This is a genomic window from Pseudomonas sp. Sample_16 (assembly GCF_004307665.1).
GTDB lineage: Bacteria > Pseudomonadota > Gammaproteobacteria > Pseudomonadales > Pseudomonadaceae > Aquipseudomonas.
In genome coordinates, this window is the sequence record NZ_RCOB01000097.1 from 95,695 (window position 1) to 119,989 (window position 24,295).

Sequence of the window (24,295 nt, forward strand, 5' to 3'; positions counted from 1 at the left end):
GAGAGCGCTGGGAATCAGCGTTTGCGTGAGTACAACTGGTATTGGAGTCGAAGGCAATCGATGAGCGATTCGAAAATGCGAGAGGAGTAGGCCGGAAAGAAAGCTGTGCATACGGTTTCTCATGACCGACGTTTTGTCGATGTGCAATTGTATCTGCACCAATCAGCACTATGCTTGGCTGAATTAGATAGAAGCTGCCGCGACTTTTGCCCACGGAGTTCCCTTATATGAATATCGTCATCCGCCTGCAAAACTTCACTGGCTTCGCGCCCGATACCCTCGGGCCCGATGACTATGTCGAAGTCGTGTTTCGCGATGACGGCACATGGACGCAGGAAGATTTCAGCGGCTTCACGTGGTGTCCGCCGTCTGGCGTGTGGAGCATTGCCCTCGCGCTTGAAACGCATATGAAGCAAACGGCCGCCGGAAAGGCACTCTGCATCCTGAGCGACTGCAATCTGAAGAATCCCGCCTCACTACCCGATAAAGGAGAGTTCTACTGGTATCGCGAGGCCCCCGCGGAAACCATTGGCGGCTACTGGATTGTGCAAAAGGAAGCATGAAGCCCGCTGGCACATCGTGACTTCACGGTGCACGGTTGCGTATCTCTTGCTGATCCAGAAAATCGCTCTGTCACTTTGGCATTTTCCAGTATTCGTTTGCTCGGCCCGCGTACTGATGGCACCGGTTCTGTCAAAAGTGTCAGCCACCAGATTCCATCGAGGCGGGCCACCATAGGATGGTGAAAGAGTCTCCATGCGCGGCTGGCAAGTGACCGGGCCCGGGAAGTACCAACTGTGGAACTGGTAAGCGTCACACAGAATATCGCACGACCATTTGGTGCCGTTTCGGCGATCAAAGTACTCATGATTGAGCAAGGTTTTGAAATTGAGTTCGGTCGCGAGCCAATTAATCAAACCAGTGACGTGAGGGAGGGTGGCACAGGCTTGATTGGTCGTCGTCAACAAGCAGTTGAAGTACACCTGGACAGAATGTCGCGTCGTGGATTCCGCCACCTGATAAGGCTAGGTCCCGCATCGACTCTTCCGGGAAGGTCGTTAAACTCAGCCAGTGGGTGGTGGATGTCAATGGCCAGACACACACACCCTGAACGCCTCTTTGCCTGTACCTCCCTTGAATCTCAATGCCGCGAAAGGCCTGGTACTTACAGTCGGGTCAGCGACCTTCAGCGACCATTCGGACCAGGAGTTCTGGTTGGAGATTGCAATGTTGGCCTCAAGGAAGGCAGGCACCGTTCCTGACGGTTTCAACAGTACGTTGGACCTGGGCTGGTTCTTCGGCGTCGATCCGGCACCCGTGGACTCAGCGGCTACCGAAGCGTCGTTGCGCTCGCTGCACGAGGCCCAGGCGCGGATCATCTCGGTGTCGCCACCCATCGGACTGATCAGGAAATAGGCCTGGATGCCGGAGTTCGGCGGGACCTGGACGAGACCACCCGCCTGAGCATCTTCACCGGCCCGAGACTTCCCGACAACGACGACACTGGAAGACCGACGAGATCGACGGCGCCCCGATCCTCGAACCGGAGGGGGGCCTCAGATCATTGCCATGTCGCAGGCTTCCTGAGGGGTCAGGCAAACAGCCTGCACAGCACATGCGCAACATCTACGTCAGCCGCCGTGGATACCTCACAGCGCCATGCAATGGTACTGCCGAATACCGTCTGCTTGAAAACGCGCTTCGTACCTATCCCGGGTGTCATCAGCATCGTGGATACACAAAGGTCTTTTTCTCCGTCCGGACCGGTTTCATAGAACCTCACACTGACCGGCGAAGCGTGGATCGTGTTGTTGGTCAACTCCAGGTATGCCACCTGGCCGCCCGTACCGACCAGCTTTGCTGCAGAATCCGCCGTCATGATGCCGTTGGCGATTTGCTTCAGCGTAACGGGAATAGTGCCTTCAAACAGGGTGCAGACAGCCATGGCAATGTGCTCTCAGGGAAAGGTTGGAATGGACGATAGCTCACTTTCCACCGTTCAATCACGTTCATCAACCAAGTCTGTCGGTCGTAGGCATGCGCGCAGATGCTGATGTCCAGCAGAGTAAGATCGGTGTGGGTTGCTCTTATATCCAGTAATCCGTCAAGCAGGTGCTCAACGGGAGCGGAGCAGGGCACGCGAAACAGCATATGCGTCAGTTCTGATGCCTCTCCAACACACTGGAAACGGGTTGTCATGTCTCGATGAAGATGCTGCCAAAGCTGCGTAGTACGGCTAGGATCGCGATGGAACAGCGCCTCGCGCAAGGCCACATAGAAACCTTCGGCGAAATGCAGGCGGCGACGAATATCCATAGAACTCTCGGCTGCAGCGCTCAACCACCGGTTGATTGCCTCTGGGCGATGAGTATCTTCAGTTGGCGTTCCAGGAACTGTCTCATCCGAGCAGGGGTGCATACATCCTGGCACAGGGCTAACGGATCAGGCGCCGCCAGTCCTCGGACGTAAGACGCTGCTCTTGAACCACACGCTCAATCGCGGCTGCAGCCGGGGACTCGAAATGCATATCCAGCCATCGCTCGAACTCATCGGTAAGCTGCCCGCCAAGAGTGTAGGTGTACAGATGTTGGTGGAACGCGATGGCTTGGTTGCCACAGCGGATAGCTGTCGCGCGGCACCAGCAGGCGATAGGTCAGGGCATTGCCAGCGCTCGCCCAGTTATTAAGATAAAGCTTTGGGATGTAGTGGTTGTCTCGACATAATCCCGTCATCCAAGGGCTCCTTGTCGCACTCATTGCCCGCGCTTGCGGGCTTCGGCAGCAGGAGAAACGCGATTTCACGTCTGTACCGCTCATTCCTCCGGCCAGCCAAGCGCCGCCATAAAACGCTCTTTCACGGCGCCCTCACGCATTTCCTGGACAAATGACAGTAGCAGCTTGAATTGCTGAAGACGGATCCACTGTTCCGAACTATCCCCAACGTCCTCTTGATCCTCGGTATACACGTCGGCAAAAAAATCTGCAGCCACTTGCGCTACGCGTTCAATGACAAACTCCGGATAGCCTCTGGCAAAGATCTTCCCGGCTAACGGATGAAAAGACATGTAATCGGGCACCATTCCTCCCGAACACTCATCCAGTGCGCTATTAAGGTCCTCGAGCAGCGCTGCAGCCTTGCGCTCATAATACTGCGCATGTTCTTGCGGAGAATCGAGGATTGCCAAAATATTGTCGAAGATGCCTTCGATGCCACCGGCAATTGTCGATAATCCAAGCCAAGACTCGTCATCGGCACAACGGCGGCGAATAGCGTTGCGGATGAAAGCCAAACGCTCGGCCGCTGGGGGATGGCTGTCGCTGAAATCCATCCCGATTTTTTCAAGGCATTGGTAGATCTGCAGCACGAACTCTATGCCGGCGTATCTGAATTGCAGTGCGATGGCGTCGGCTGAAGATTGGTCATCTTCTCTCGTCCCCAACACAAACATAGTTCCAAAAAAATCCGCGATAAACTCGTCGAGGTGTTCTACACGGTCCACCCCCTGCAGGTCATTCGATAGTTCTTCCAGCATGCCAGGTGTGTCCGAAGCAATATGTCCGATCTCATGACAGAGCAGAAACGCCTGAGCCTCCATGGCCAGGTTGTTTGCTACCTGCTTTTGGGCTTCGTTGATCGCATAGTCGGCACCATGGGCAACGTTTGTTTCCTGGAACCACCAGAACACTTCTGCTACCAGCCTGGCAGTTTCGTGCAACTCAACTTCAACGCTTTGGTCGGCGATCGAGAAGCGAGTCGCGATGATCCGTGCCAATCGGTACACGAACTCTCTCATGCCCGTACTGAAAAGGATGGCATAGCCGTTTTCCAGACTGGTGATGGTGGCATCAGGGAGAGGACTGTCGATTGTGCCTATCGCGACAGTGTCGGATTCCAATAGCGAAATCAGTACAGGATGAAGCCGGGGTTTCAAGTAGCTGACTAGAAACTCTGCCCAATCCTTCTCGTTAAGCTCTTCGAGCAGATCGGACAGTTTTAGTTCGACAGTCTGCCAAGAAGTGGCAACAGCAGAAGGGATATCAATCTCCGTGTAGACGCGGCGGCTCGCGTTTGCCTTCATGGATGCGACGTAGTCTTTCGGCGTCATTACTGGGCTCGCTTGAACTTCACCTTAATACCGGCTTGCATGCCGGCCTCGAGCTTGCCAATCAGCGCAATGCTGCCTTTAGCATTGACCCCGAGCGACACCTCAATCTCATCGACGCAATAACCCGATTTCGCTACCGGCTGTTCGTCCAGCATTGCCTGGAACCGTGATAGCACCGTCTTGAGGTTTTCACTCAGGATTTCCAAGTCAACTTCGGTAGTATTGATTTTAGGTCGCCCCAGTGATGGGAGGGCGTTGCGCGTTACTGTTTCGGTCGTTTCGATATCCCAGACTTCAATGGAGCGCAGTCCACTAGCCATAGCACTTTCCTGATATTAATTACGGTGGCCCACCCTTCGATGAGGGTCTAAGGGGAGGTGTGAATGATAGCATTCTGGCATTGTTTCGCAGCGGGTGTGCTTTGGTCTTTCAAACTCACTTTTTCGCCAGATATGATCACGCGATTACGTCTGCTCTCGCCACAAGCGTGCGCTAACCTGCTCATTAGTATGTTAACTGGGACTGTCAGATAGCGTTATTATCGACCGGTGACAGCCAGTCCTGACAAGCAGCCAGGGTCGAAGTGTAGTGGTCAACTAATCCCGGACACGACGTTAAGTTTTTTCTCGGCCTGAGCTGGGGCCAGCCCATTGTTGAACTGGTGCGGTCGAATCCAGTTGTACCGATGCATCAGGTAATGGCTGATGTCTCGGTGCGCTTCTTGAGCCGTCATGTAGCCCACGGTCGGTATCCATTCAGTTTTCAAGCTGCGAAACACGCGCTCCATCGGCGCATTATCCCAACAGTTTCCACGACGGCTCATGCTTTGGCGCATACGGTAAATGGGTGTCCGGTTTCATTAGACCACTACACTTCAGGCCAATAGCCTGCACCTCCTTGTACTGCCTCTGATCCTGTTTGAAGCGCCCTCAATGGACGTCCCAGTAGCCCCTTTTTATGACCAGTGTCGCGTCCCGGTTTACAGGGCCCCCGTGAATGTACCCACGAGACAATCCCTGATTGAATGTCTCGCAACCGATCTCCACCTGTACGCACCCGCTGCAGGAACTACCGACATCCGAACACACGGGATCAAAGGCACAGTTGAAAGCGAACAAGCTGGCGTCGTCGAACCAAGGCTGGAGGTAATGCTGAAACAGGGTCAGCAAACCACCCGCCGTGTAGTTCTGAATTGACGACACGTACAGGATGACCGACAAGTCCATCGGTAATAGGTATTCCTGGATACTCTTGGAGTCATACCCCGTATGACTACGGGCTGTGAGCATCATCGAGTGGCTGATTGAATGCAGCAAGTGGAACGGTGCCCCCTCCGCCGGTTGTTCCGTCGAAGTTGCTTTGGTGACCATTCCTGGGTGCATGGAGAGTGCTGGATAGTGACTCAATAGATAACCATGACTTTTGGATCTGTCAGCAAGCACATCTTCGCTAGGTGCTTCGAGATGGGCCGACTCAATGCACCATTGCAAAACCTTGCAAGGATCCAGTCGAATCCAGAGAGCCTCCGTCTTGGCGGACATCGCATACACCGAGGTTTTTCCCTTCATGGCTTCGTCTACTCGGTCGGCGAACGCGTTGAGCACCACTTGAGGTTCATTTTCGGTAACCGATGGACTGCTCTTTTCACGCGAGTATCCCAACGTCGCCAGGACAACGCGCAAGTCCGGGATGTGAGAGATTGTCTCTATCCCGTATCGGTTCTTGACGTTCTCCCATTGCTCAATCAGCACGTCCCGGTGCGCGGTATCCGTCGTCCCAAAAATCTTCTTCTCAATTGAGATTCCATTGACGTCGTGTGGCAGAAAAACAGCTTCCAGGGAGCGACGAAGCTGGATCAAATTTATCAATGTGTTTTCGTCAGGAATCAGATCGCGGGCGTCCTTGAAACACCCTGATGCACTGGCCAACTGCGCTTCAATTGCAGCCACCTCTTCTTCCGCAGAGTTCAGCAGGTCTGCAATGGATTCATTAGTTTTAGCAAGCTCGGTGAACTTGGAAATACTCTCAAGTTTCTTGGCAAGGGTCGCCCGCAACGCGGCCTGCTCCCCGGGATTTCCAACACTCGCGGACAGCAGGAGTGTTAGTTTCTGCTCGAGCTCCCGCCCTGGTATTTTGTGCACTAAAGCCAACGCGATTCCCTGGGCGATGTCTTGCGCGGCCCCACCCGCGGCACTTTGGCCTCCTTGCAAACACTGCAGCAACCTGGCAATGAGCTTGCCGCGCTCTTCGCTTAAAGCGATGTACTGTGTGCTTTGTGCGTAAAAGGATTCCCCGCTGGTAGTGGTGTCCCTCGCTTGTTGATCTCCTGCTGAAACCGATCCTGGCAGGCGGTGCAGTTGTCCTGCAGTGAGCCGGCGAGCTTCTCATTGGTGTCTACATCGAAGAAGGATGAATGGATAAACGAACCTGCATCCCTGTATCCGATGTTTTGGGAACGCCGAGCAGAATGATGGACGTAAATCGGGCTGGCATAACCACATCGATGAACCGCCAGATAAGGAATCTGGATCATTTCTCCAGGACATTCCTGGCGCTTGCATTGGATATAGCTCCTTCCAGCCCGGTGATGAATGCGAGCTTCCATTTTTGAAAGGGTTTGATCCTCCGGCCACCGGGGGTCGTAAAAATCGATCACCTTGCACTTTTTGCAGCTGAGCATAAGCGGGGCGGGCGTCACCGATATTTCCGATGGAGACTGAATTTCGAGTCGCTTCTTCTCAGCGGCTGTCAGAAAGGTAGGATCAACCCAGAAACCAAAGCAGGGTAGTGATGAAGTTTCGCAATGTGACTATGGAGCTCACGGCTAGCATAAGCTCCTCAACTCAGGCAGGCGCAACCTACTTGCCTCCTCACGGCAAGCCTGAGATTGCAGGAAGCGATATGGTGGCACTATGATCCCGCCCTGAAATCCGGGTGGTGTCACGCGAAACGCCACAGAGTTTAGTAGGCAGATGGAATAGAGAATGCAAAGGAAAGGTTTTACTCTTCTCGAATACTTCGATGATGACTTGAAAATCAATTTCTTCAACGAGAAACCCAATGCATCGGAAACTGTAGTTTCAGTTATCATCGGCCCAAATGGCTCGGGAAAGAGTATAGCACTCAGTCGAATAGTCGAGGAGTTCGATTATTTGGCGTCACTGAAATCTAAAAGCAAGAATAGTCGAGTGCTGCGCCGAACCACGTCGCAGACATGCTTCATCAGATATCAGATAGACGGCGTTGAGTGTCAGGTGGTGCGGAAAGAGGCTGCGTTGAAATTTCATGTCAATGGTCAAGCTGTTCCCAGCGTTAGAGCGCTTCCATTACCGACGCAGCTCGCAGCGGTCGCACATCTCCCCACGGACAAGTTCCGGTTCAAACGTGAAAGTGCGAATTCGTTCTATAAATACCTTGGTCTGCGTCAAGCTACCAACCTGACGACAACTGGTGCGCTGGAGGCGAAGGTGATTATGGGGCTTCTTCGAGGACTCGAAAAGCCAGATTTCAAAGAAAATCTGGAGCGTTGGTTGAATCTGGCAGGATATAAAGCAGAATTAGCCTTAGTCATCACACCTCATTCTGATAGCATGCTCTCTGATGACTTTGAAACGTTCGAAGAAGCTATTATTTACAGGCAGCCAACTGGAACGATAAGTAACTCGGTAATCGCCGGCGCAAAGGTTGCATTCGAGTTTTTCAAGCGCCTGAAAAGGGAATTATCGAACGGCAGCGTGTTTGCTTTGGACATATATGACATCGCGCAGTCGAATTTAAAAGTCTGGCGTGAAGGTTACGAGATAGCACGGCGACTGAAGGCGTTCAGTTCTGTGGAACTCTACTTTCACAAAACGACCGGCGCTGGCGGAGTTTTTCAGTTCTCCGAACTCAGTTCTGGCGAGCAACAGATCATTGGTACGCATACGCGTCTGTTGGCAGAGGTCGAAAGCAACTCACTCGTGGTAATTGACGAACCCGAATTGAGTCTGCATCCAGACTGGCAGCAGAGGTACATCCCAACCCTTAAAGCCTGCCTGGAAGCGGTCGTAGGCGTCCATGTGCTGATCGCTACGCACTCGCATTTCATGGTAGCGGACGTTGATGACGGTAACTCCTCTCTAGTGTTGTCCAATAAGCGTAATGATGCAGACAAGTGGGATTTCGAGTTCTTTGATGGTGATGTGTACGGACGATCGCCTGAAAATATTCTATATCGTGCATTCGGTGTAGCGACATCGGGGAATTTTTACGTCGAAAATGACCTGCGCGAGGCACTACGCATCATATCCATGAACGAAAATGCAGATAAGCAACGACTGGAGGCAATATTCGGCAGGCTTCAAAGGGTGTGCGCACCTGACAACATCGCCATGAATGTCATTCTGGATAGGATCTATGATGTCATCAGTGGTGACATCGAGGGTAGATCATGATCCGGCTTGCGCGTTGTGCAACCATTCCTGCAGATGTAATGAAAAAGCTCGATGCTTATCCGCTAAATAAGCGGCCTATACTCTGGAAAGGTAAATCAAAGCCTGTCAAACAGTTTCGCGACGAGATTCTGGCTCAGGGAATAGCCATTCAAGCGAATGCTTGCGCATGGTGTAGATTGCCATTAGGCCGAGAAGGTCGTAGAACCATCCACAGAGATCACATCGCACCTAAAGCGCTTCATCCAGTGTGGACGTTCCTGCCAATCAACGTTGTTCTCGCGTGCGAATATTGCAATGGGTTTGAGAACAAATCGGATACCCCTACAATTGCTATCCTGGATGCTGACTACGAGAAATGTAAGTTTCTCCTAGTGCACCCCTATCTAGATAGGGTGAAGTGCCACATTGCATTCGATAACGACAAAAATGAACTGCCAGTGTTGATTAAGGGACTGAGTGAGAAGGGGCGCTGGACGATCAATAAGCTAAAACTCGACACTACTGGGATCACCGAGGAGCGAGCAAAAGAGGTCATATTTAAACGGTGGAAAGAAAGCTTGTCTGCTGAAGACGAGGTGCTCGTGACTAGCGCGGTGCAAGCAATCTAACGGGCCACATATCAATGCGTCTGCTTCCAAGGAGTCATAATTTGTTGCCGATGGTCGTCAGCTTTTTTCCTACTGATCGGGCGTTATTTCGACACTGAGGCGTTCGAGCAGCGCTTCCTGCAACTTTTTATTCTGCTCGCTGAGTTGGGCGTTTTGCAGTTCCAGTTTGTCCAGGTTGCGATCAGTAGCCTCAAGGCGGCCGCGGAGTTGCGACGCCTCATCGCTGGCTTTCGATCGCATGTGCTGCAACTGATCTTTCTCATTCCGCTCCCGCTCTAGCTCTTTGGTTAGCTTCTCGGTTTTGCTCCTCTCTTCATCGCGAACCCTGGCCGTTTCTCGCATCAAGAAGTCTTGCGTCTTGACCAGTTCGTTCTGGTGACTTTCCGCGAACGCTGTCAACTCCCGCTGCGAACTAGTTCTCAGGTCAGTCAGTTGGTGTTGTAATCTGTCGATGACCCCTTGCAGCCTTTGCTGTTCCTGCATGTGCACTGCGTACTGTGCCGCTGTTTGATCACTGATCTCCTTAAGTCTAGATGTCAGATTTTTGCGTTCGGTGTCATTTGCTTGTAATCGTTCCAAAAGAGAGGTCTTGTCCGACCTAAGGCCTTCCACTTCTCTAGTTTGGCCATCGAACCTATCAATGGCGGCCTGTTCATTGGCTTGGGCTGTAAAGGCCGATGTGAGCGCCAAATCCACCTGCTGTTGGAGTTGCAACCGCTCGGCCTCGTGCCCGGCGAGGGCGGCATTCAGGGCAATGCCCCAGATGTTATCGAAGCTTTCACACACATCGTCGGGGATACCAGGGCGGCGTAGACGTGCACTTAGTGTCGGACCGGCCTTGGCCCAAAATTTCTTGATCTCATCGGTAACCAAATTGGGTGATGCGGTGATGCCATGTTCGGCGGCTATCAACTCACGAATGGCCGACTGACGCACCTCTTCCCCATGCGCGAGCAGACGCGCCGCGTAATCATGCACCCATTGACGAGTGCTCTTGAGTTGCGCGCTTGGAGACTGTGTAGGCATGGTTTACAGACCTCTTATTTGGTAGTGCGAAGCGAATATATTGAATGCGCTAGATAAGTCACGGTCTCTGAGAATACCCCGGCTTCTGATCTGCACGGTCATCACACTGGAATATTGATTAAGACCCAAATCGCTGACAAGTAGGAAATTACATCGACGGGATGGTTTTTGTTAAAACGGTGCTCATTGGTCTTCTGGGATCCGGCGGCCGGAACCATAAAAAGTCGTTTCTATCAGCAGTTGTGGTAGTCATTTAGCGCAGGAAAAAACGATGGGTGAAGCCGACAAGTGATGAATAGGTGCTCTCATTCAATAGTGCGACCAACACAAAATCATACTCTGGCCGTCAAAGGCGAAGTGTAAATTTTTGTTTGCCGGTGGATAGCCGACAGGGTAAACCAATGAAAAGTGAGTAGTTCTTCTGCATTATAGGTGCGTTAAACGCACTAGTTGACAGCGTACCGTTGTCACGATCTACGATAGTACATCTTGCGAGCGATATCGGAAAACTCGCCTATATTGCTGTCTGTCGTATCTGATGCTTGTCGAGGTGGGACGATGGAGAAAATAATCAGCCGCGAGAAGGTTCTATACGAAGGGAGAATTTGTGAATACGCACGTTCTGTCTCAATCGATAAAGTCCAGATTTACGACATAACGAACAGAGCTTACCTGATCGTCGAAATCGCCGATCTGCAATCTATTTCGCATGCTTCTATCATCTCTGAGATTAATAAAAAAGAAATTGGACGAGATGAATCAGAGCTGTCCGCAGAGATGAGTGAGGCAAAACGAAGGTTTGACGTGATTAGCCAGTGCATTACAGAAGAAGGCAGCCTAAAGGAGGTAGTAATAAGGGTGAGCCGGCGCTTGGGTCTAAGTCAGCCCTATTGCTACCGTTTAGTCGCTGATTACGACGTTAATGCTGGTCCGGGGTCGCTGATGCGTTACAGACGAGGGCAGAAGAGGGGCACACGCAGACTCAGTCCGGCCGTAGAGTCAATCATCAGTAGCTGTATTGAAACTGAATGGAATGGGCCAGGGGCTGATAGAAAAAAAGTACACACGTTAGTAAAGGGAATGTGTCAAGCCGCCAATCTTCCGGTGCCCTGCATTAATACTATCGGAAAGAGAATCAACAGTAAAAGATCCGCAAAAGACCTAACGCGCCTAAAATTAGGTAAAAAAGCCGCAGCTGATAAATATGATGGCAGACCCAAACAAATTAAACTTAAAGAACCACTCGAATATTGGCAGATGGATCATACGGTCATCGATTGTATTATCGTTGATGAGCAGACTAGAAGGGCTTTGTGCCGTCCCTGGGTGACGCTGATTATCGACGTCCATACAAGAGTGGTTATGGGTTATTATTTGTCTATTCATGCCCCTAGTTCGGTGAGTGTCGCCATGGCCATTATGCACGCGGTGATGCCCAAGCGTGAATGGCTTAAAAGTCTTGGTGTGGACGATATCGCTTTTCCTTATTATGGAAAACCCAAGGCCATAGGTATGGATAACGCCAAAGAGTTTAAGGCTAAGTGTTTTCATTATGCGGCAAAAAAACACCGTATTGATTTGCGCTTTAGGCGAGTCAGAACTCCGCATTGGGGAGGGCATATAGAACGCCTAAACGGAACGTTTCAGATGGGCTATGTAAAGTATTTACCAGGCGCGACCTTGTCTAACGTGGTGATGCGAGGTGACTACGACAGCGAAAAGGAAGCGGCCCTGACATTTTCGGAATTTAACGTTTGGTTCGCGCGTGCGATCAATATTTATCACTTGGAGGAGCATCGTATGTTGGGCATGAGCCCGCATGAGAAGTGGCTTGAATCTTATACGGACTCTACCGGCGGGTTGAGCCATCCGCCATTACTCAGCGATGCCTTCGAGTTTTTTGTTGATTTTCTTCCGGAAGAAACTCGTGCCATTTCCCGTTCTGGGCTTGTGCTGAACAAGATTTGGTATTGGTCTGACGACTTCAAACCGCTAGTAGGCAGTAAAATAAAGTTTGTCGTTAAATACAACCCCCTGTCGCTACGGCAAGTGTGGGTCCGTGATGGCGAGGGTCGATACATGCAGGCTCCCTATTCAGATGTGGGCTTGCCGGATATTACGCTACAAGAACTTAAGCTTATACGCGAGAAAGGCAAGCGTCCGCCGAAGAACGAAGCGGAAATATTCGAAAAAATTCTGGCTAATCGAGAACTGGTCAACAGTGCTGCCAACGCAACTAAAAGGCTCAGGAAAGTCGTTGAGACATCAAAGCTGTCAACTGGCCTGGCCATTGAACAGATGCTGGAAAAGCAAAAGCAAACCCAGCGCCCCAAAAAAAGTCTCGATTATACCCAACCAATTATACCTTATGAGCCAGAAGAATAACTCGTTCGTTTTTTGGAGATAAGCGATGCATGACCATATTGCTGAGTACCGCAGAGGGTTGATGTCAGTGTCGGACGCCGATCGTACGATCGCGGTGTACGAAGATGTATGGGTGCCCCATGAACAGTGGAACAACATTCGCAACGCGGTAGAAACTGTTTTAAAAATGCCCCCCAAAAATCAAGCGTTGTGTTTATTGGTTTCAGGTGAGTCTGGAATGGGCAAGACCGCCATGGTCGATCGATTGGGTCGTCATTTTGGTCTGAAAGAGGGTGTCAATGAACCTTGTGTAGTCATATTAAAACTTCGCGCAGACGTCGAGTACAAAAAATTCAAAATGCTGTTGTTTTCAGCGCTGACGGCGGGCATGCAGTTCTCTGAGAACAACATCACCGACGAACTGATGCTAGGAGCGATAAGGGCGCTTAATATTCGCGCCATCGTCATTGATGAGATAAACAACCTGACTTTGGCTACCCGTCCAGATGTCAGTAAAAATTTGGCGCTTTTACGGGCGTTAGGTGGCAGTCCTTTTCATATCTCGGTAATAGCGCTGGGTAATGACCGGGCAGCCAATGCTCTGGCATCGGATAAGCAACTGCAGCGCCGATTCGAGAATTTCACATTAACCCGCTGGCAGGAAAATGCAGAGCTTAGATCGTGGCTATCCGGAGTTCAGGCAACTCTCCCACTCAAAAACCAATCGAACTTGGCTGCGCGAAAAGAGCTTAAGTTTATTTTAGAGTGCACCAACGGAATTACTGACGGAATCATCAAACTGATTCAGCGGGCGGCTATCTGGTCGATCGTTGAGGGGGTAGAGGCTGTTAATCTTAAAATGTTAAAGCTCGGATGGGGCGCCATACCTCCCTTGGTGAAATCATGAGTAATCTATACCGCAATGAATCAATGCTGTCGTGGATATTTCGGCAACTGAACAGCAAAAGTTTTTCCCAAATACAAATTCGAGCCATTAAGAAAATCGTTGAATCCGCATTTGAACGGTGTGCTAGTGGAGCCAAACTTTATGAGCTGGAACCAGATAAATTACGAAGTTATTTACTGATGCCGGCCGAATTATATCGTAATCAGTACGAGTCGTTCTGGCCAATTGTCCCGTTTTACAGCAGAACCAGTTACTGCCCCCATTGCTTAGTGCGCGACATGCAGACCCTGCATGAATGTTACTGGCGGTCTGACTGGGAGCATTATTGGTGCGTAATTTGTCTGCGCCACGGAGTGCGCATGGTGGATATTCCGAACACTGCTTATGCCTTTGAAACTATGGGCAATAAATTCGGTGATGCTTTTGCTGACGCCTTAAAACGCACGTCAATTGACCAGTATCTGTTTTTTAATGCTAGACACGGCGAACTACCACTGTCTGCCAGGCATCGCGCAACGCTAATACCTGGCGCAGCGAAACCAATAATGACTTTTAAGTTGGCTATAAGCAACTTGGCACTCGCGTTGCAACAATTGGTGACGAACCATTTGAGCGGTGAAAGCGTTAAGTTCGGCTGTTTGCCAGTTATACAGGATCTCATGAGGTTGGCTATGCGCCCCACCACCGAATTTTGCGACGCCTTCCCCATCGGGCATGTACTTTCGCAGAACTTTGGATTGATAAAATACGGAAAAATCAAATGGACAGACATTGGTGTGGATGAGTTTTTAGAACAGTCGGATAGATACTCATCTGCATGGATACGGTTGATTGCGATGGGTGTGACTTGCTATGTTTTGAAGCTGAAAAATTCAAACTACTGGTGGGCGCAGATGGTACAGAGTTGCCGAGAGCTTGGTCATAATCTCCCTGACAGTCCCGAGCAAGTTTATCGGAATTTGTTGGACGGCAGTTATTGGGGACTTCGCGCCTGGTTTGAAGTGCGACACGGCGCGGGACCGGGGTTTCGTGCCCTGTTCGGGGATCGCCTATACGGCGACTCGTGACAGTCTTGCAAGCAATCGCTGGCGTATTCTGCGGTAGCTTGATCGTGCGGATGCTGTCGCGGCGAATTGCTATGAGGTGAACTTACATCCCTCGCGGGCACATAGCACAAATGCTGCTCCGCACCTTTCGTTGGGCGTTTCGTTATCGAAGCCTGCTGGAGCCGGGTTAAAAGCGTTGTTTTGTGAGTTATCGTCCAGCACCACCCCTATGCAATTGATCAGGCCAAATTGGTGAGGAGGGCGCTTCAGGGTGCCTTATCAGTGTTATGCAATGTGGAGCTATCCCAGCTTCGGGGCTGAATAGATGCATTGTGATATTGCACCTGTCTTCTCGACAGTCTTGCCACGAAGCAGGTCGTAGGTCTTCCCATGCTCCACGATCAGGCGAACGTGGGGCGGTCCTGAGCGTTCATCTGGCACAGTGTTGATGGCCAACACGTGCTCCATGCGCCAGTGTGCCGAAGCATTCATGCGGGGCGGGGTCATGACCATTACCGAACACACCGAGCCGAACGGCGAGACTTCATTGAGTACTCTCTCCAGGTACTCCACGTCGGAGACCAGCAGGGTGCGACCGAACTCGATGTCTTCTTCCGTCATCCTGATGCTCACATGAAACCAGGGATTTTCTAGGTCCTGTTCGACCACTGCCCATCGTTTAATTTTGAGATCAAAGGGTAGAGGTGGATGGAGCTCTGCACCTGGCTGAGTAAAAAACATCGCGACGCCCTCATAAAACGAACCCTATAGATTGTAGCTCTAAAGTATTCAAAAAGGCTTCATCGTTCCTTTTGTGAGTAATGCAAATGGAACTGAAACAGGCCTTTGGGACGGCGTTAAAGGCGCGACGGCTGGAGCGTAAGTTGACCCAAGAAGATTTTTCCGACGTGAGCCGCCGAACTTACCTCAGCACCCTGGAGCGGGGAAAGAAATGCCCCACGCTCGAGAAGGTGGTGGAGCTGGCCTCTGTTCTGCAGATTCATCCGCTGACGTTGATCGCTGAAAGCTTCCTGGCCCTTGAGCCAGACCAGACGCTGGAGGCATTGAAGTGCTCGTTATTGGCAAAGCCGACCCGGAAGCGTGCGCGGAACAAAGCATCCGCCCGGTAATATAGACGAATACCAGGAGTGTCATTCTTCGCCTAAGTCGGTTTCGGTAGTTTCAGCCTTCGGCTGACCGCCTTGCGTGAGCGCTTCGCTATTCACCAGCAATGACGTGGCACGGCTGCTGAGCAACGAACCCGCCTGGAAGTAACCCATCACCGTGGTCACGCTGCGGTGTTCAGTCATGGCCATCACTTCACCGAGCGGCACGCCCTGGCGCCCGGCTTCGGTGACAAACCCCGAGCGCAAGCTGTGCGCCGCCCAATCCCCCTCCAGCCCGGCCAGCTTGGCACGACGCTGAACGATGCGTGCCACCTGATCGGCTGACAATCCCGTACTACCAACCTTGTTGCCTTTATACAGGCGGCGAAACAGCGGACCGGAATCGGCCGGTGCCGCCGCCAGCCAGGCCGCCAGCGCGGCTGCGGCCGGGCCGCGCAGCGGCTTCTCCCGGCGCACGCCGCCGGTATCGGTCTTGGTCGTGCCCAGGGCGTACAGCCAGGTGTCGGCATCCAGTTGGCGCACATCACCGACTTGCAGGCCGACCACTTCCGAGCGACGGCGACCGCCACCGCTCCAGGCCAGCAGGAGCAGGGCGCGGTCGCGAATGCCACGCACGCCGTCGTCGCAGGTGGCGAGCAGCGACTGCAACGGCTCGCGCACGATCGCGGTTTTCTTGCACACGTTCACGCCCTGGCGTGACTGCGCCTTGCGCGCGTCACGGAGCAGGGTCTTCAGCGCCGGCGCCTCGCATGGACTGTCCCACTCCTGGAGCCGGTGCCATTTGCCGAGTACCGCCAGACGGTGGCTGACCGTGTTGAACGCCAGCGGCCCCAGCTTGGCCTTGACCCGGGAGGTGACCAGTGCGGCGTCGATTGACGGTGGCAACAGGTGGACCCAACCGCCGTCGGCCAACGGCCGGGCCAGGTGATCGAGGACAAACTGCACGGCGACCGTGATCGGTAGCGGCGCATCGCCCAGCGCCTGGCCGTAACGCAGCTGCAGCCAGGCCGACCAGTAGGCGAGGGCGCTGCGGTAGCTGCGTACGGTGTTGGCCGCGGTGCCGGCGGCGAGGAACGCTGACGCGGCGGCCTGAGCGTTGCTCGCCAGAACAAGCAGGTCAAGCGGGGCTTCGTCGACCAAGGGTAATTGGTCTGTAATATTTAATACGTTCAACGTATGATAATTCCATTAATTAGAAAATAACGTCGGATAATCTTTTATTATCAGACCTAATATAGCTGGAGGTGGGCCATGGCGGTAGGAGTACCGGAACACGACGTGTTTGCTGCCGCGGATGCCGTGCTGGCGCGTGGCGAACGGCCGACGGTGGAACGGGTGCGCCTCGAGCTGGGCCGTGGTAGTCCGGCGCGGGTCGGCGGACTGCTTGATCAATGGTGGGGGCGCCTGGCTGAACGTCTGAATGGCGAAACGCGACTGCCCGCATTGCCGGCGGAGGTGTCGCAGGCCTTTGTCAGCGTGTGGCAACAGGCAATTCACCTGGCGCAAGGCTTAGTCGAACAGGGCTTGGTCGAGCACCGACAAGTGCTGGATGCCGAGCGCGAACGAGTAGCGGCTGTGGAGGACCAGGCGCGCCGAGACGCGGCACAGTTTCGCCAGCAGAAGGCGGAGGCTGTGGCCGGACGCCAGGCCGCCGAGACGCGGCTGGCGGATCTGGAACTGTTGTTGGCGCAGCGCCAGACGCAGATCGAGGACTTGCAGCAGCAGCGTGAAGGTTTGCTGCACGAGCGTAGCGCGGCGCAGCAGCACCTCCAGACACTACAACAGGATCTGCAGGAGGCGCGGCTCAAGGCCGAGCAGGCGCGCGTCGCGCAAGAGAGCTACGTGCGCGGGGTGGAGGATCGTGCGCACCGCGAGGTCGATCGCGCGCGGGAGGAGGGTAAGGCCTTGACTGCCCACTTCAAAGAGGCCGGACGGCATGTCGAGCAGTTGCAGCAGCGATTGGAGTCGATCCAAACCGAGCTCAGTCAATCCCAGCAGCGTGCCGCGGCACAGCAGGCTCGTGCCGATACGCTGGAACAGCAATTGACGCAGCTACGCCAGGTTCCCGTGACCAAGCGTAAGCCAAGATCCCGAAAACCCGCGGCGACAATGTCCAATTCCTGAAGGTAACGTCGGTATCCGCGCGCGTAGATACGGCGCAAGTCGATTCAGTAGGTTGTACGCTCCCCATTAAGGGCTGGAGTCGGCCAAGAGCAGTCGCTCAACGTCTACAAAACTAGGGGCGATTCAAGATGTAGCAACGTGCGTATCAATTCTATGTCGCTTTCCTCAGTCTGTTGACGTTGACTGAATATCGGCACCACCGGCAATAAACCGGTGGATGTCCTCGATAATCATTTGTAGCCTGCGGGTGTCATGCATTCGTTTACTCACCAATTCGACCGCGAGATGACCAGAATTCAGGATTGAGTTCAACTCCTTTCTTTTCCCCGCCAACCGCAGCCCCTGACTGAGAGCTGTTTGTTCGAACATGCGGGAAACATTGCTCCTCGATAGCCCAGGCATCAGGCCAGCTAGGATGCTTGGCTCACTCGCCATCAATAGAGCTGTTGCTAGATGCGTCTCGACGTGTTCGTATTCCGAGAATATCTGCAGCCTTAAATCTGCCTTCATTGCCGTTTCCCCGCCATCGCGCAGCAGGCTTTGGTAGATCACCTTTGTATCATCGGCAATGGCACCGGCCGAAACAGTTGATGGGTAGCCGTAGTAGAAGGCAAACGGTAGGCGGTCTTCCTCACCTAGGTGCTTGATGGCCTTCATGGAATGGCAGGCGGCAACTATCACGGTCAACTCACCAGCTGACGTTTGAATAATCTTCCGGCAATAGCAAAGCAGGTCCAGCCATGACACATGATCTCCCGAAGGGAGGCGAAGACCTTTTTCCGGATGTCCATGCCCATCTATGAACAGGATAGGCCGGATACCAATGCGGCAAAGCCGGACAATCTCTCCAAGACTCTCATCGAATTGCTGAGCGTTTGATGCTTCGAAATGACGGGCGAAATCGCGAAAGTAGTCGTACTTGTCCGGGTCCATTTCAAGCAGTAGGTCGTGCATTCCCTGCAGCCGACTGCGGCCCGTCTGTAAGTCCCCCTCACCCAGGCAATCCACTATGAAGATGGCGTTGGCCTCAGAAAATCCGATTTTCCTGAGTTGGAACCGTGTTCGTTCCGGGCGTCCCATGGTCTGCGTCCCTCTGCGTCCGGCAGGAATAATTCCAGCCATAGAATACCTGCAGCAGAACGGAATTGTATTTCTTCATAGAAACCCCTCGTTTCATAGACAGGTCCGAGCGTCCCTTATGGGTCGTTTTCTGCCTGTCGCCCCAGGGTGCTATGAGTCGAAATCTGCCGGTCACGACCACCAAATGCATTGGTCAAATACCGTGCAAATGACTAGTCAGGACGAATGCAAACGGATGGTCAAGTCGGATGCAAATAGCCGGTTAAGTCAGTGCAATTAAGCACTTTGGCGATTTCGGACGAAATCTGCTGGCAAAAACTGATCACAGCTAGTAAGTCTTCCGCATCAATTTTTTCAGGGAGCGAAGTAATATGCATATCGAGACTGTTTGGATTCGGAATTTCCGTCGTCTTAAGGACACTCGCATCGATCTGGCGGCCGACATCTCCATCTTCGTCGGAGCCAACAACAGCGGCAAAACTTCAGCAGCGCATGCTTTGCAGCTATTCACCTCCGCTTCCAAAGATCGTTTCACCCTTCATGACTTCAGCTCAGAATGCTGGGATGCCATCAACGCGTTCGGAGAGGGAACTGAGGAGGCTGAACTACCTACCATCTCTATCGACATCTGGTTCAGTGTGAACCCTGCTGATTTGCATCGCGTGGTCGATTTGCTGCCTAGCCTGGAGTGGCAAGGTAGTCGAGTTGGCATCCGCGTTGAGCTCGCAGCGATAGATGCACCTCTTCTACGAAACAATTTTCAGGAAGCGCGTGCCAGCGCACGGCGCGCTCAGGCGCAGCCAGGTGCAAACATTGCGGCACAGGCAATGCTGGAAGCCGCCGTTGCTCAAAGGGAGTACAACCCGCGGCCACGTAATCTCTGCGACTTCATCTCCGATACCGCGGCTGACAGGCTGCGGCGGGACTTCGAACTGCGCTACTACGTTCTCGATTTCGCCGGATTTGACTCCGATTTTAGCCAGCGCGATGGATACGACCCCCTGCGCATGGCTCCCGACAAAGGTCGCGGTGGCAAAGATGTGCTGGCGAGCCTGGTTAAGGTGGATTGTTTGCATGCCCAGCGTCATCTTTCCGACTCCAACGGTGGGTCACGATCCGAAGATCTATCCCGCTGTTTGAGCCGCTTCTATGAACGGAATCTTGAAAAACGCGGTGAGGATTACGATGCTCAGCGAGCGCTTTATCAGTCCGAAAGTTTGCTGAATGACCATCTGGAGCGAGTCTTCGGTCCCACTTTGGAGCGACTGGCTGATCTGGGCTATCCCGGAGTGAACAACCCAAGGCTATTGATCAGAACTGCTCTGAACCCCGCAACCATTCTCAGCAGCCATGAGGGAGCACGTGTCCACTATGCACTAGGCGCGGTTGGAGCGGCAGAGATTACGGCAACCTTGCCGGACAGGTACAACGGGCTCGGCTTCAAAAACCTGATTTACATGGTTGTAGAGTTGCTTGATGTACACGGTAGGTGGCTGGACATCGAGGACAGCCGTCCACCTCTGCATCTGATCTTTATCGAAGAGCCAGAAGCCCATCTTCACGCGCAGCTACAACAGGTCTTCATACGGAAGGTGCTCGATATTCTCGCCGTACCTGAAGAAGACGAGCCGTATTGCACCAGCCAGCTTGTCGTCTCGACGCATTCACCGCACGTGCTGTACGAGCGAGGCTTTACGCCGATTCGATATTTCCGGCGTGCCGCAGATATTGGCGTCCAGGAATCTCAAGTGCTCAGCATGGCCGCCTTCTACCAGGCAGCTGCTAATCCTGAAGACCCAAACGACCGCACCAGGGATTTCCTCGAGCGTTATCTCAGGCTGACTCATTGCGACCTGTTCTTCGCCGATGCAGCTATTTTGGTTGAGGGGAACGTTGAACGGCTATTGATGCCGCAGATGATCGCTAAAGCCGCACGAAGGCTTCAGTCAAACTATTTGAGCGTATTGGAGGTGGGTGGTGCGTTTGGCTATCGATTTAAAGAGTTGATTGAGTTTCTGGGTCTCACTTCGCTGATCGTGACCGATATTGACAGCGTCTACCCTCCAGCGGTCCGTGAGCTGCCAGCAGGTGCTGAACTGCCTATTGATGAGGATTCCGCGGACGCAGATCCTGATGACGACGATGAAGCCGAAGCCATGCGCACAGGGCGCTCAGCCTGCATGGTTCACGAAGCTGGAGCCCTTACTTCCAATCAGACTCTGATCAAGTGGCTACCGGGGCAGACTACGATCAATGAACTGCTGGCTGCGACTGTGGATCAGCGCATTCAGCTTCGCGGGGAAAACAACGGAGCCCTTGTGCGTGTTGCTTACCAAACTCCCGTTGAAGTGACATGGCGTGAGGTCACACAGTCGAGAACAGGCAGAACGTTGGAGGAAGCGTTCGCACTGCAAAATTTGACCTGGACACAACACCTGGATCGAAAGGATCTCGGTTTACGTGTTAAAGGTCGCAACAATCTGGACATCGAGCAAATGGCGGAACGCTTGTACCGTAAGGTCAAAAGCTCAAGTTTTCGCAAAACTGATTTCGCTCTCGGCCTTCTCGCGCAAGAGCCATCCTCGTGGATGGTGCCGGCATATATCTCGGAAGGTCTTAAGTGGTTGGAAGACCAGGTAGCCCCGCCGTTGCTCGCAGCGCAAGCAGCTCATGAACCTCACGAAGGGGAGGAGGTATGACTGCACGTATAGGCCAACCAGACACTCAGGCGGATATTGATTTAAGGGCGTGCTTGGACGAGCGCCCCCAACGCAGCTTCATAATGGTTGCCGGCGCTGGGTCGGGTAAGACCACGTCACTGGTGAAGGCACTTGCGCACCTTGGTCAGACACGAAGGATTGGGCTCAACACGCGTGGTCAGAGAGTCGCCTGCATTACCTACACTGACGTCGCCGTCAAGGAAATCTGGGGCGATGTAGGAAACGATCCACTATTTCACGTTTCGACGATCCACAGCTTTCTTTGGACTGTGATACGTCCATTCCAAGTCGACCTGAAGGCTTGGGTTACCGCGCGGATTCAAGAGAAAATCGATGGTGCACAGCAGCACTATGACAAGCCCAGAACACAGGCAGCAACTCGTGAGCGTCTCGTGCGGGAAATTGCGCGTTACCGACGACATCTTGAGACCGTAGGGGATTTAACGCACTTTACCTACAGTGCCGGGAGCGATTTTGGCAGAGGTGTGTTAGGCCACGTTGATGTGATTGTGGCTGCTGTTGAGCTAATCGAACGGAGCCAGTTGCTACGGGACGTCATCGCCAGTAAATACCCGGTCCTTTTCATCGATGAAAGCCAAGATACTCGGCCGGATGTGGTGTCAGCGTTTCGCAGGATTGCAGAAACGACTCCGGTCGAGTTTTGCCTCGGATTCTTTGGTGATCCGATGCAGAAAATCTACCTTGAGGGTGTTGGTGGTATTGAAGCGGCCGCAGGTTGGCAGCAAATCACCAAGCCTGAAAATTTCAGATGTCCACAGCGAGTGCTCGACGTAGTGAATGCGATCCGGGAGCCCGGTGATGGTCTGTCACAGACACGGGGAAGGATGAAATGGATTGATGGCCACCATGTCTCGGTCGCAGGATCAGCACGGATATTCCTGCTGAAAGCGGATGAACATCGCAGTTCGAAGCTGGCCAAGGTTCGGGAGTGGAACCGGCGGATTAACAATGACGATCACTGGATGAGTGATGACCCTGCGGCGGATGTCCGGGTGCTGGTTGTCGTGCATAGGATGGCGGCTGCCAGGCTAGGCTTCCCGAATCTCTACTCGGCTTTGAATGACAACAAAGCACCGTCTTCGATCAAAGATGGCCTCAAGGACGGGTCCTCATGGCCGCTGCGACCATTCCTGAATTACCTACTTCCCTTGGCAATGGCTATTTCAGAGGGGCGGAAACTGGATGTGATGAATCTCCTGCGTTCGCAGTGTCCTTTATTGGAGCCTATGACTCTATCTGGTGCCGATCCCGTAGCGGTGTTGCGGGCGCTGCAAGGAAGCACCACGGAACTGGCCCGGCTCATTTTTTCGAGTGACGCAACGCTACGGGATGTTCTTGTTTACTCGCTGGGCGAGAGGTTGCTGCAATTGGATGAAGCATGGACCAAGTACCTGGAGGCAGATTTCGCCGATGACGATGACGATGACGATCCTGAGACGCCAGCGGTGTTAGCCTTTTTAGGTTGTGGGGTCGGTGAGCTGGTTGGCTATCATCACTACCTTGAGGACCTTTCTCCTTTTGCTACCCAGCAAGGTGTGAAAGGTGCAGAGTTCGAGCGCGTTCTAGTGCTAATAGACGATGAAGAGGGGCAGGGACAGAAGCTGTTCTCCTATGAAAAGTACTTCGGCATTGCCGGGCTTTCAGAAAGAGATCTAGAGAATATCGCAGAAGGAAATGACAGCGTCATGGCGCGCACTCGACGACTTTTTTACGTGTGCTGTTCTCGCGCTACTCAGGATCTCGCTGTAGTCATGTTCGTGCATGACATCGAAGATGCTCGGGAAAAAATCACGGCGACAGGAATATTCCAGCCAGATGACATTGTGGATGAGCAAACTTTGGAGGCTGACTTGGTTTGACCCTGGGCGCTTGCTACGCGCGGTTTACCTGCCGGCACGGACGCAACGAGTATGAAAGCGGATCCCTCAGCAGGTGCATGAGGCTAAACTCAAGCGAGCTCGGCCGGCTCGCTCGAGAACTGATGGAGGCCACGCCAGCATTACTCCGTAGGCTGGAGTGCCTCTACGACGAAATACTGATCGATGAAGTGCAAGATCTCAGTGGCTACGACTGGGAGATCATCCATGAATTGCTTCAGTCGCTGATCGATGTCCGCATGGTCGGCGACGTACGCCAAGCGGTGGTCTCAACCAACCCGCGGGGGCAAAAAAACAAACAGTATGGGTACGCAGGTGCCCTTGAGTGGTTCTTGGAACGCGAAAAGGGAGGGCTGCTGAGCATCAGTTATGCGAACACAACCTACCGCTGCAGAACCGAGATTGTGATGTTCTCTGACACCATTTTTGATGCGTCATGGGGCTTCCCAGATACCACTTCAGCGAACCACGTGGTGTCTGAGCATGATGGCGTGTTTCTTGTGCATTCGCAGCATATCGAGCAATACGTCGAGCGGTACCGCCCCCAGTGTCTACGCAGCACCCTAGTGTCCGGCAAGGAGTTCGCCCTGGACTTCATGAACTTCAAGGTGTCGAAAGGTGCCACATTCGAGCGTGTGCTGATTGTTCCCACTGCACCGATCAAGGCATTTATCCAGAAGCAGACCTGCTTGGAATCAACGTCCGCGGCGGCTCTTTATGTAGCAGCTACGCGAGCAAAGCAAAGCCTGGCGATCGTCATCGACAAGCCAGTGAACTCGAAACTACCTGTGTGGGTGCCTTGAATAGCCGAGTAAAGCTCGTTCATGCTGCAGCGGCAAAAGTATCTCAGAGGCACC

At 53.0% G+C, this 24,295-nt stretch carries 22 protein-coding genes and 1 pseudogene; 12 read left to right on the plus strand and 11 right to left on the minus strand.

Annotated elements, in window-relative coordinates:
• Window positions 1-227 precede the first annotated feature (227 nt).
• Window positions 228-563: a hypothetical protein gene (locus tag D8U69_RS14175; RefSeq protein WP_130907544.1), complete on the plus strand. Its 336-nt coding sequence runs from the start codon at window positions 228-230 to the stop codon at window positions 561-563.
• A gap of 664 nt (window positions 564-1,227) precedes the next feature.
• Window positions 1,228-1,416 (plus strand): hypothetical protein, encoded by a 189-nt coding sequence (locus D8U69_RS14180; protein ID WP_130907545.1) that lies wholly within the window; start codon window positions 1,228-1,230, stop codon window positions 1,414-1,416.
• 175 nt (window positions 1,417-1,591) lie between these two features.
• On the opposite strand, the gene D8U69_RS14185 is transcribed toward D8U69_RS14180, so the two are convergent.
• From D8U69_RS14185 to D8U69_RS29490, 7 genes and pseudogenes are all read right to left on the minus strand, one after another.
• Window positions 1,592-1,945 (minus strand): hypothetical protein, encoded by a 354-nt coding sequence (locus D8U69_RS14185; protein ID WP_130907546.1) that lies wholly within the window; start codon window positions 1,943-1,945, stop codon window positions 1,592-1,594.
• Entirely contained in the window at window positions 1,900-2,316 is a 417-nt protein-coding gene (locus D8U69_RS14190; protein ID WP_130907547.1) for a hypothetical protein, read from the minus strand. The genes D8U69_RS14185 and D8U69_RS14190 overlap by 46 nt, the downstream gene beginning before the upstream one ends.
• A 496-nt stretch (window positions 2,317-2,812) precedes the next feature.
• Entirely contained in the window at window positions 2,813-4,105 is a 1,293-nt protein-coding gene (locus D8U69_RS14195; protein WP_130907548.1) for a hypothetical protein, read from the minus strand.
• Window positions 4,105-4,425: a hypothetical protein gene (locus tag D8U69_RS14200; protein ID WP_130907549.1), complete on the minus strand. Its 321-nt coding sequence runs from the start codon at window positions 4,423-4,425 to the stop codon at window positions 4,105-4,107. The genes D8U69_RS14195 and D8U69_RS14200 overlap by 1 nt, the downstream gene beginning before the upstream one ends.
• 272 nt (window positions 4,426-4,697) lie before the next feature.
• A pseudogene (locus tag D8U69_RS14205) lies at window positions 4,698-4,946 on the minus strand (integrase core domain-containing protein); the annotation flags it as partial.
• An 88-nt stretch (window positions 4,947-5,034) separates the two neighbouring features.
• Window positions 5,035-6,255, minus strand: coding sequence for a hypothetical protein (locus tag D8U69_RS14210; protein ID WP_177434567.1), 1,221 nt, complete (start codon window positions 6,253-6,255; stop codon window positions 5,035-5,037).
• A gap of 101 nt (window positions 6,256-6,356) precedes the next feature.
• A complete protein-coding gene (locus D8U69_RS29490) occupies window positions 6,357-6,761 on the minus strand; it encodes a hypothetical protein (RefSeq protein WP_206663066.1) in 405 nt (134 codons plus the stop codon).
• Window positions 6,762-7,089: 328 nt separating this feature from the next.
• Here D8U69_RS29490 and D8U69_RS14215 point away from each other — a divergent pair, with 328 nt between their 5' ends.
• Window positions 7,090-8,538 (plus strand): ATP-binding protein, encoded by a 1,449-nt coding sequence (locus D8U69_RS14215; RefSeq protein ID WP_130907550.1) that lies wholly within the window; start codon window positions 7,090-7,092, stop codon window positions 8,536-8,538.
• Window positions 8,535-9,146, plus strand: coding sequence for a hypothetical protein (locus D8U69_RS14220; protein ID WP_130907551.1), 612 nt, complete (start codon window positions 8,535-8,537; stop codon window positions 9,144-9,146). The genes D8U69_RS14215 and D8U69_RS14220 overlap by 4 nt, the downstream gene beginning before the upstream one ends.
• 69 nt (window positions 9,147-9,215) lie before the next feature.
• On the opposite strand, the gene D8U69_RS14225 is transcribed toward D8U69_RS14220, so the two are convergent.
• Window positions 9,216-10,172, minus strand: a complete 957-nt coding sequence (locus D8U69_RS14225; RefSeq protein ID WP_130907552.1) for a hypothetical protein — start codon at window positions 10,170-10,172, stop codon at window positions 9,216-9,218.
• 558 nt (window positions 10,173-10,730) lie between these two features.
• On the opposite strand from D8U69_RS14225, the gene D8U69_RS14230 reads away from it, so the two are divergent.
• From D8U69_RS14230 to D8U69_RS14240, 3 genes are read left to right on the plus strand one after another with little or no spacing between them, the layout of a single operon-like run.
• Window positions 10,731-12,557 carry a Mu transposase C-terminal domain-containing protein gene (locus D8U69_RS14230; RefSeq protein WP_130907553.1) on the plus strand — a complete coding sequence of 609 codons (1,827 nt, stop codon included), beginning with the start codon at window positions 10,731-10,733 and terminating at the stop codon, window positions 12,555-12,557.
• A 25-nt stretch (window positions 12,558-12,582) separates the two neighbouring features.
• On the plus strand, window positions 12,583-13,443 hold the full coding sequence (locus D8U69_RS14235) for a TniB family NTP-binding protein (RefSeq protein WP_130907554.1): 861 nt from the start codon (window positions 12,583-12,585) through the stop codon (window positions 13,441-13,443).
• A complete protein-coding gene (locus D8U69_RS14240; protein WP_130907555.1) occupies window positions 13,440-14,510 on the plus strand; it encodes a hypothetical protein in 1,071 nt (356 codons plus the stop codon). Before D8U69_RS14235 ends, D8U69_RS14240 begins: the two co-directional genes overlap by 4 nt.
• 279 nt (window positions 14,511-14,789) lie before the next feature.
• Here the strand turns inward: D8U69_RS14240 and D8U69_RS14245 are convergent, their stop codons facing one another.
• Entirely contained in the window at window positions 14,790-15,122 is a 333-nt protein-coding gene (locus D8U69_RS14245; protein ID WP_130907556.1) for a hypothetical protein, read from the minus strand.
• A gap of 194 nt (window positions 15,123-15,316) precedes the next feature.
• On the opposite strand from D8U69_RS14245, the gene D8U69_RS14250 reads away from it, so the two are divergent.
• Window positions 15,317-15,619, plus strand: a complete 303-nt coding sequence (locus D8U69_RS14250) for a helix-turn-helix transcriptional regulator (RefSeq protein ID WP_130907557.1) — start codon at window positions 15,317-15,319, stop codon at window positions 15,617-15,619.
• Between the two features lie 21 nt (window positions 15,620-15,640).
• On the opposite strand, the gene D8U69_RS14255 is transcribed toward D8U69_RS14250, so the two are convergent.
• A complete protein-coding gene (locus D8U69_RS14255; protein ID WP_130907558.1) occupies window positions 15,641-16,789 on the minus strand; it encodes a tyrosine-type recombinase/integrase in 1,149 nt (382 codons plus the stop codon).
• A gap of 78 nt (window positions 16,790-16,867) precedes the next feature.
• Between D8U69_RS14255 and D8U69_RS14260 the strand changes: the two genes are divergently transcribed.
• Window positions 16,868-17,740, plus strand: a complete 873-nt coding sequence (locus D8U69_RS14260) for a DNA-binding protein (protein WP_130907559.1) — start codon at window positions 16,868-16,870, stop codon at window positions 17,738-17,740.
• Between the two features lie 165 nt (window positions 17,741-17,905).
• Here D8U69_RS14260 and D8U69_RS14265 read toward each other — a convergent pair whose 3' ends face one another.
• Complete coding sequence (locus tag D8U69_RS14265; RefSeq protein WP_153189006.1) at window positions 17,906-18,820, minus strand: hypothetical protein; 915 nt, start codon at window positions 18,818-18,820, stop codon at window positions 17,906-17,908.
• A 371-nt stretch (window positions 18,821-19,191) separates the two neighbouring features.
• Between D8U69_RS14265 and D8U69_RS14270 the strand changes: the two genes are divergently transcribed.
• The 3 genes from D8U69_RS14270 to D8U69_RS14280 all read left to right on the plus strand — a co-directional run bounded on the left by D8U69_RS14270 (window position 19,192) and on the right by D8U69_RS14280 (window position 24,241).
• Window positions 19,192-21,519 (plus strand): ATP-dependent endonuclease, encoded by a 2,328-nt coding sequence (locus D8U69_RS14270; RefSeq protein WP_130907561.1) that lies wholly within the window; start codon window positions 19,192-19,194, stop codon window positions 21,517-21,519.
• Entirely contained in the window at window positions 21,516-23,420 is a 1,905-nt protein-coding gene (locus D8U69_RS14275; RefSeq protein ID WP_130907562.1) for a UvrD-helicase domain-containing protein, read from the plus strand. Before D8U69_RS14270 ends, D8U69_RS14275 begins: the two co-directional genes overlap by 4 nt.
• Before the next feature lie 77 nt (window positions 23,421-23,497).
• Complete coding sequence (locus D8U69_RS14280) at window positions 23,498-24,241, plus strand: UvrD-helicase domain-containing protein (protein WP_130907563.1); 744 nt, start codon at window positions 23,498-23,500, stop codon at window positions 24,239-24,241.
• The last annotated feature ends 54 nt before the right edge of the window (window positions 24,242-24,295 follow it).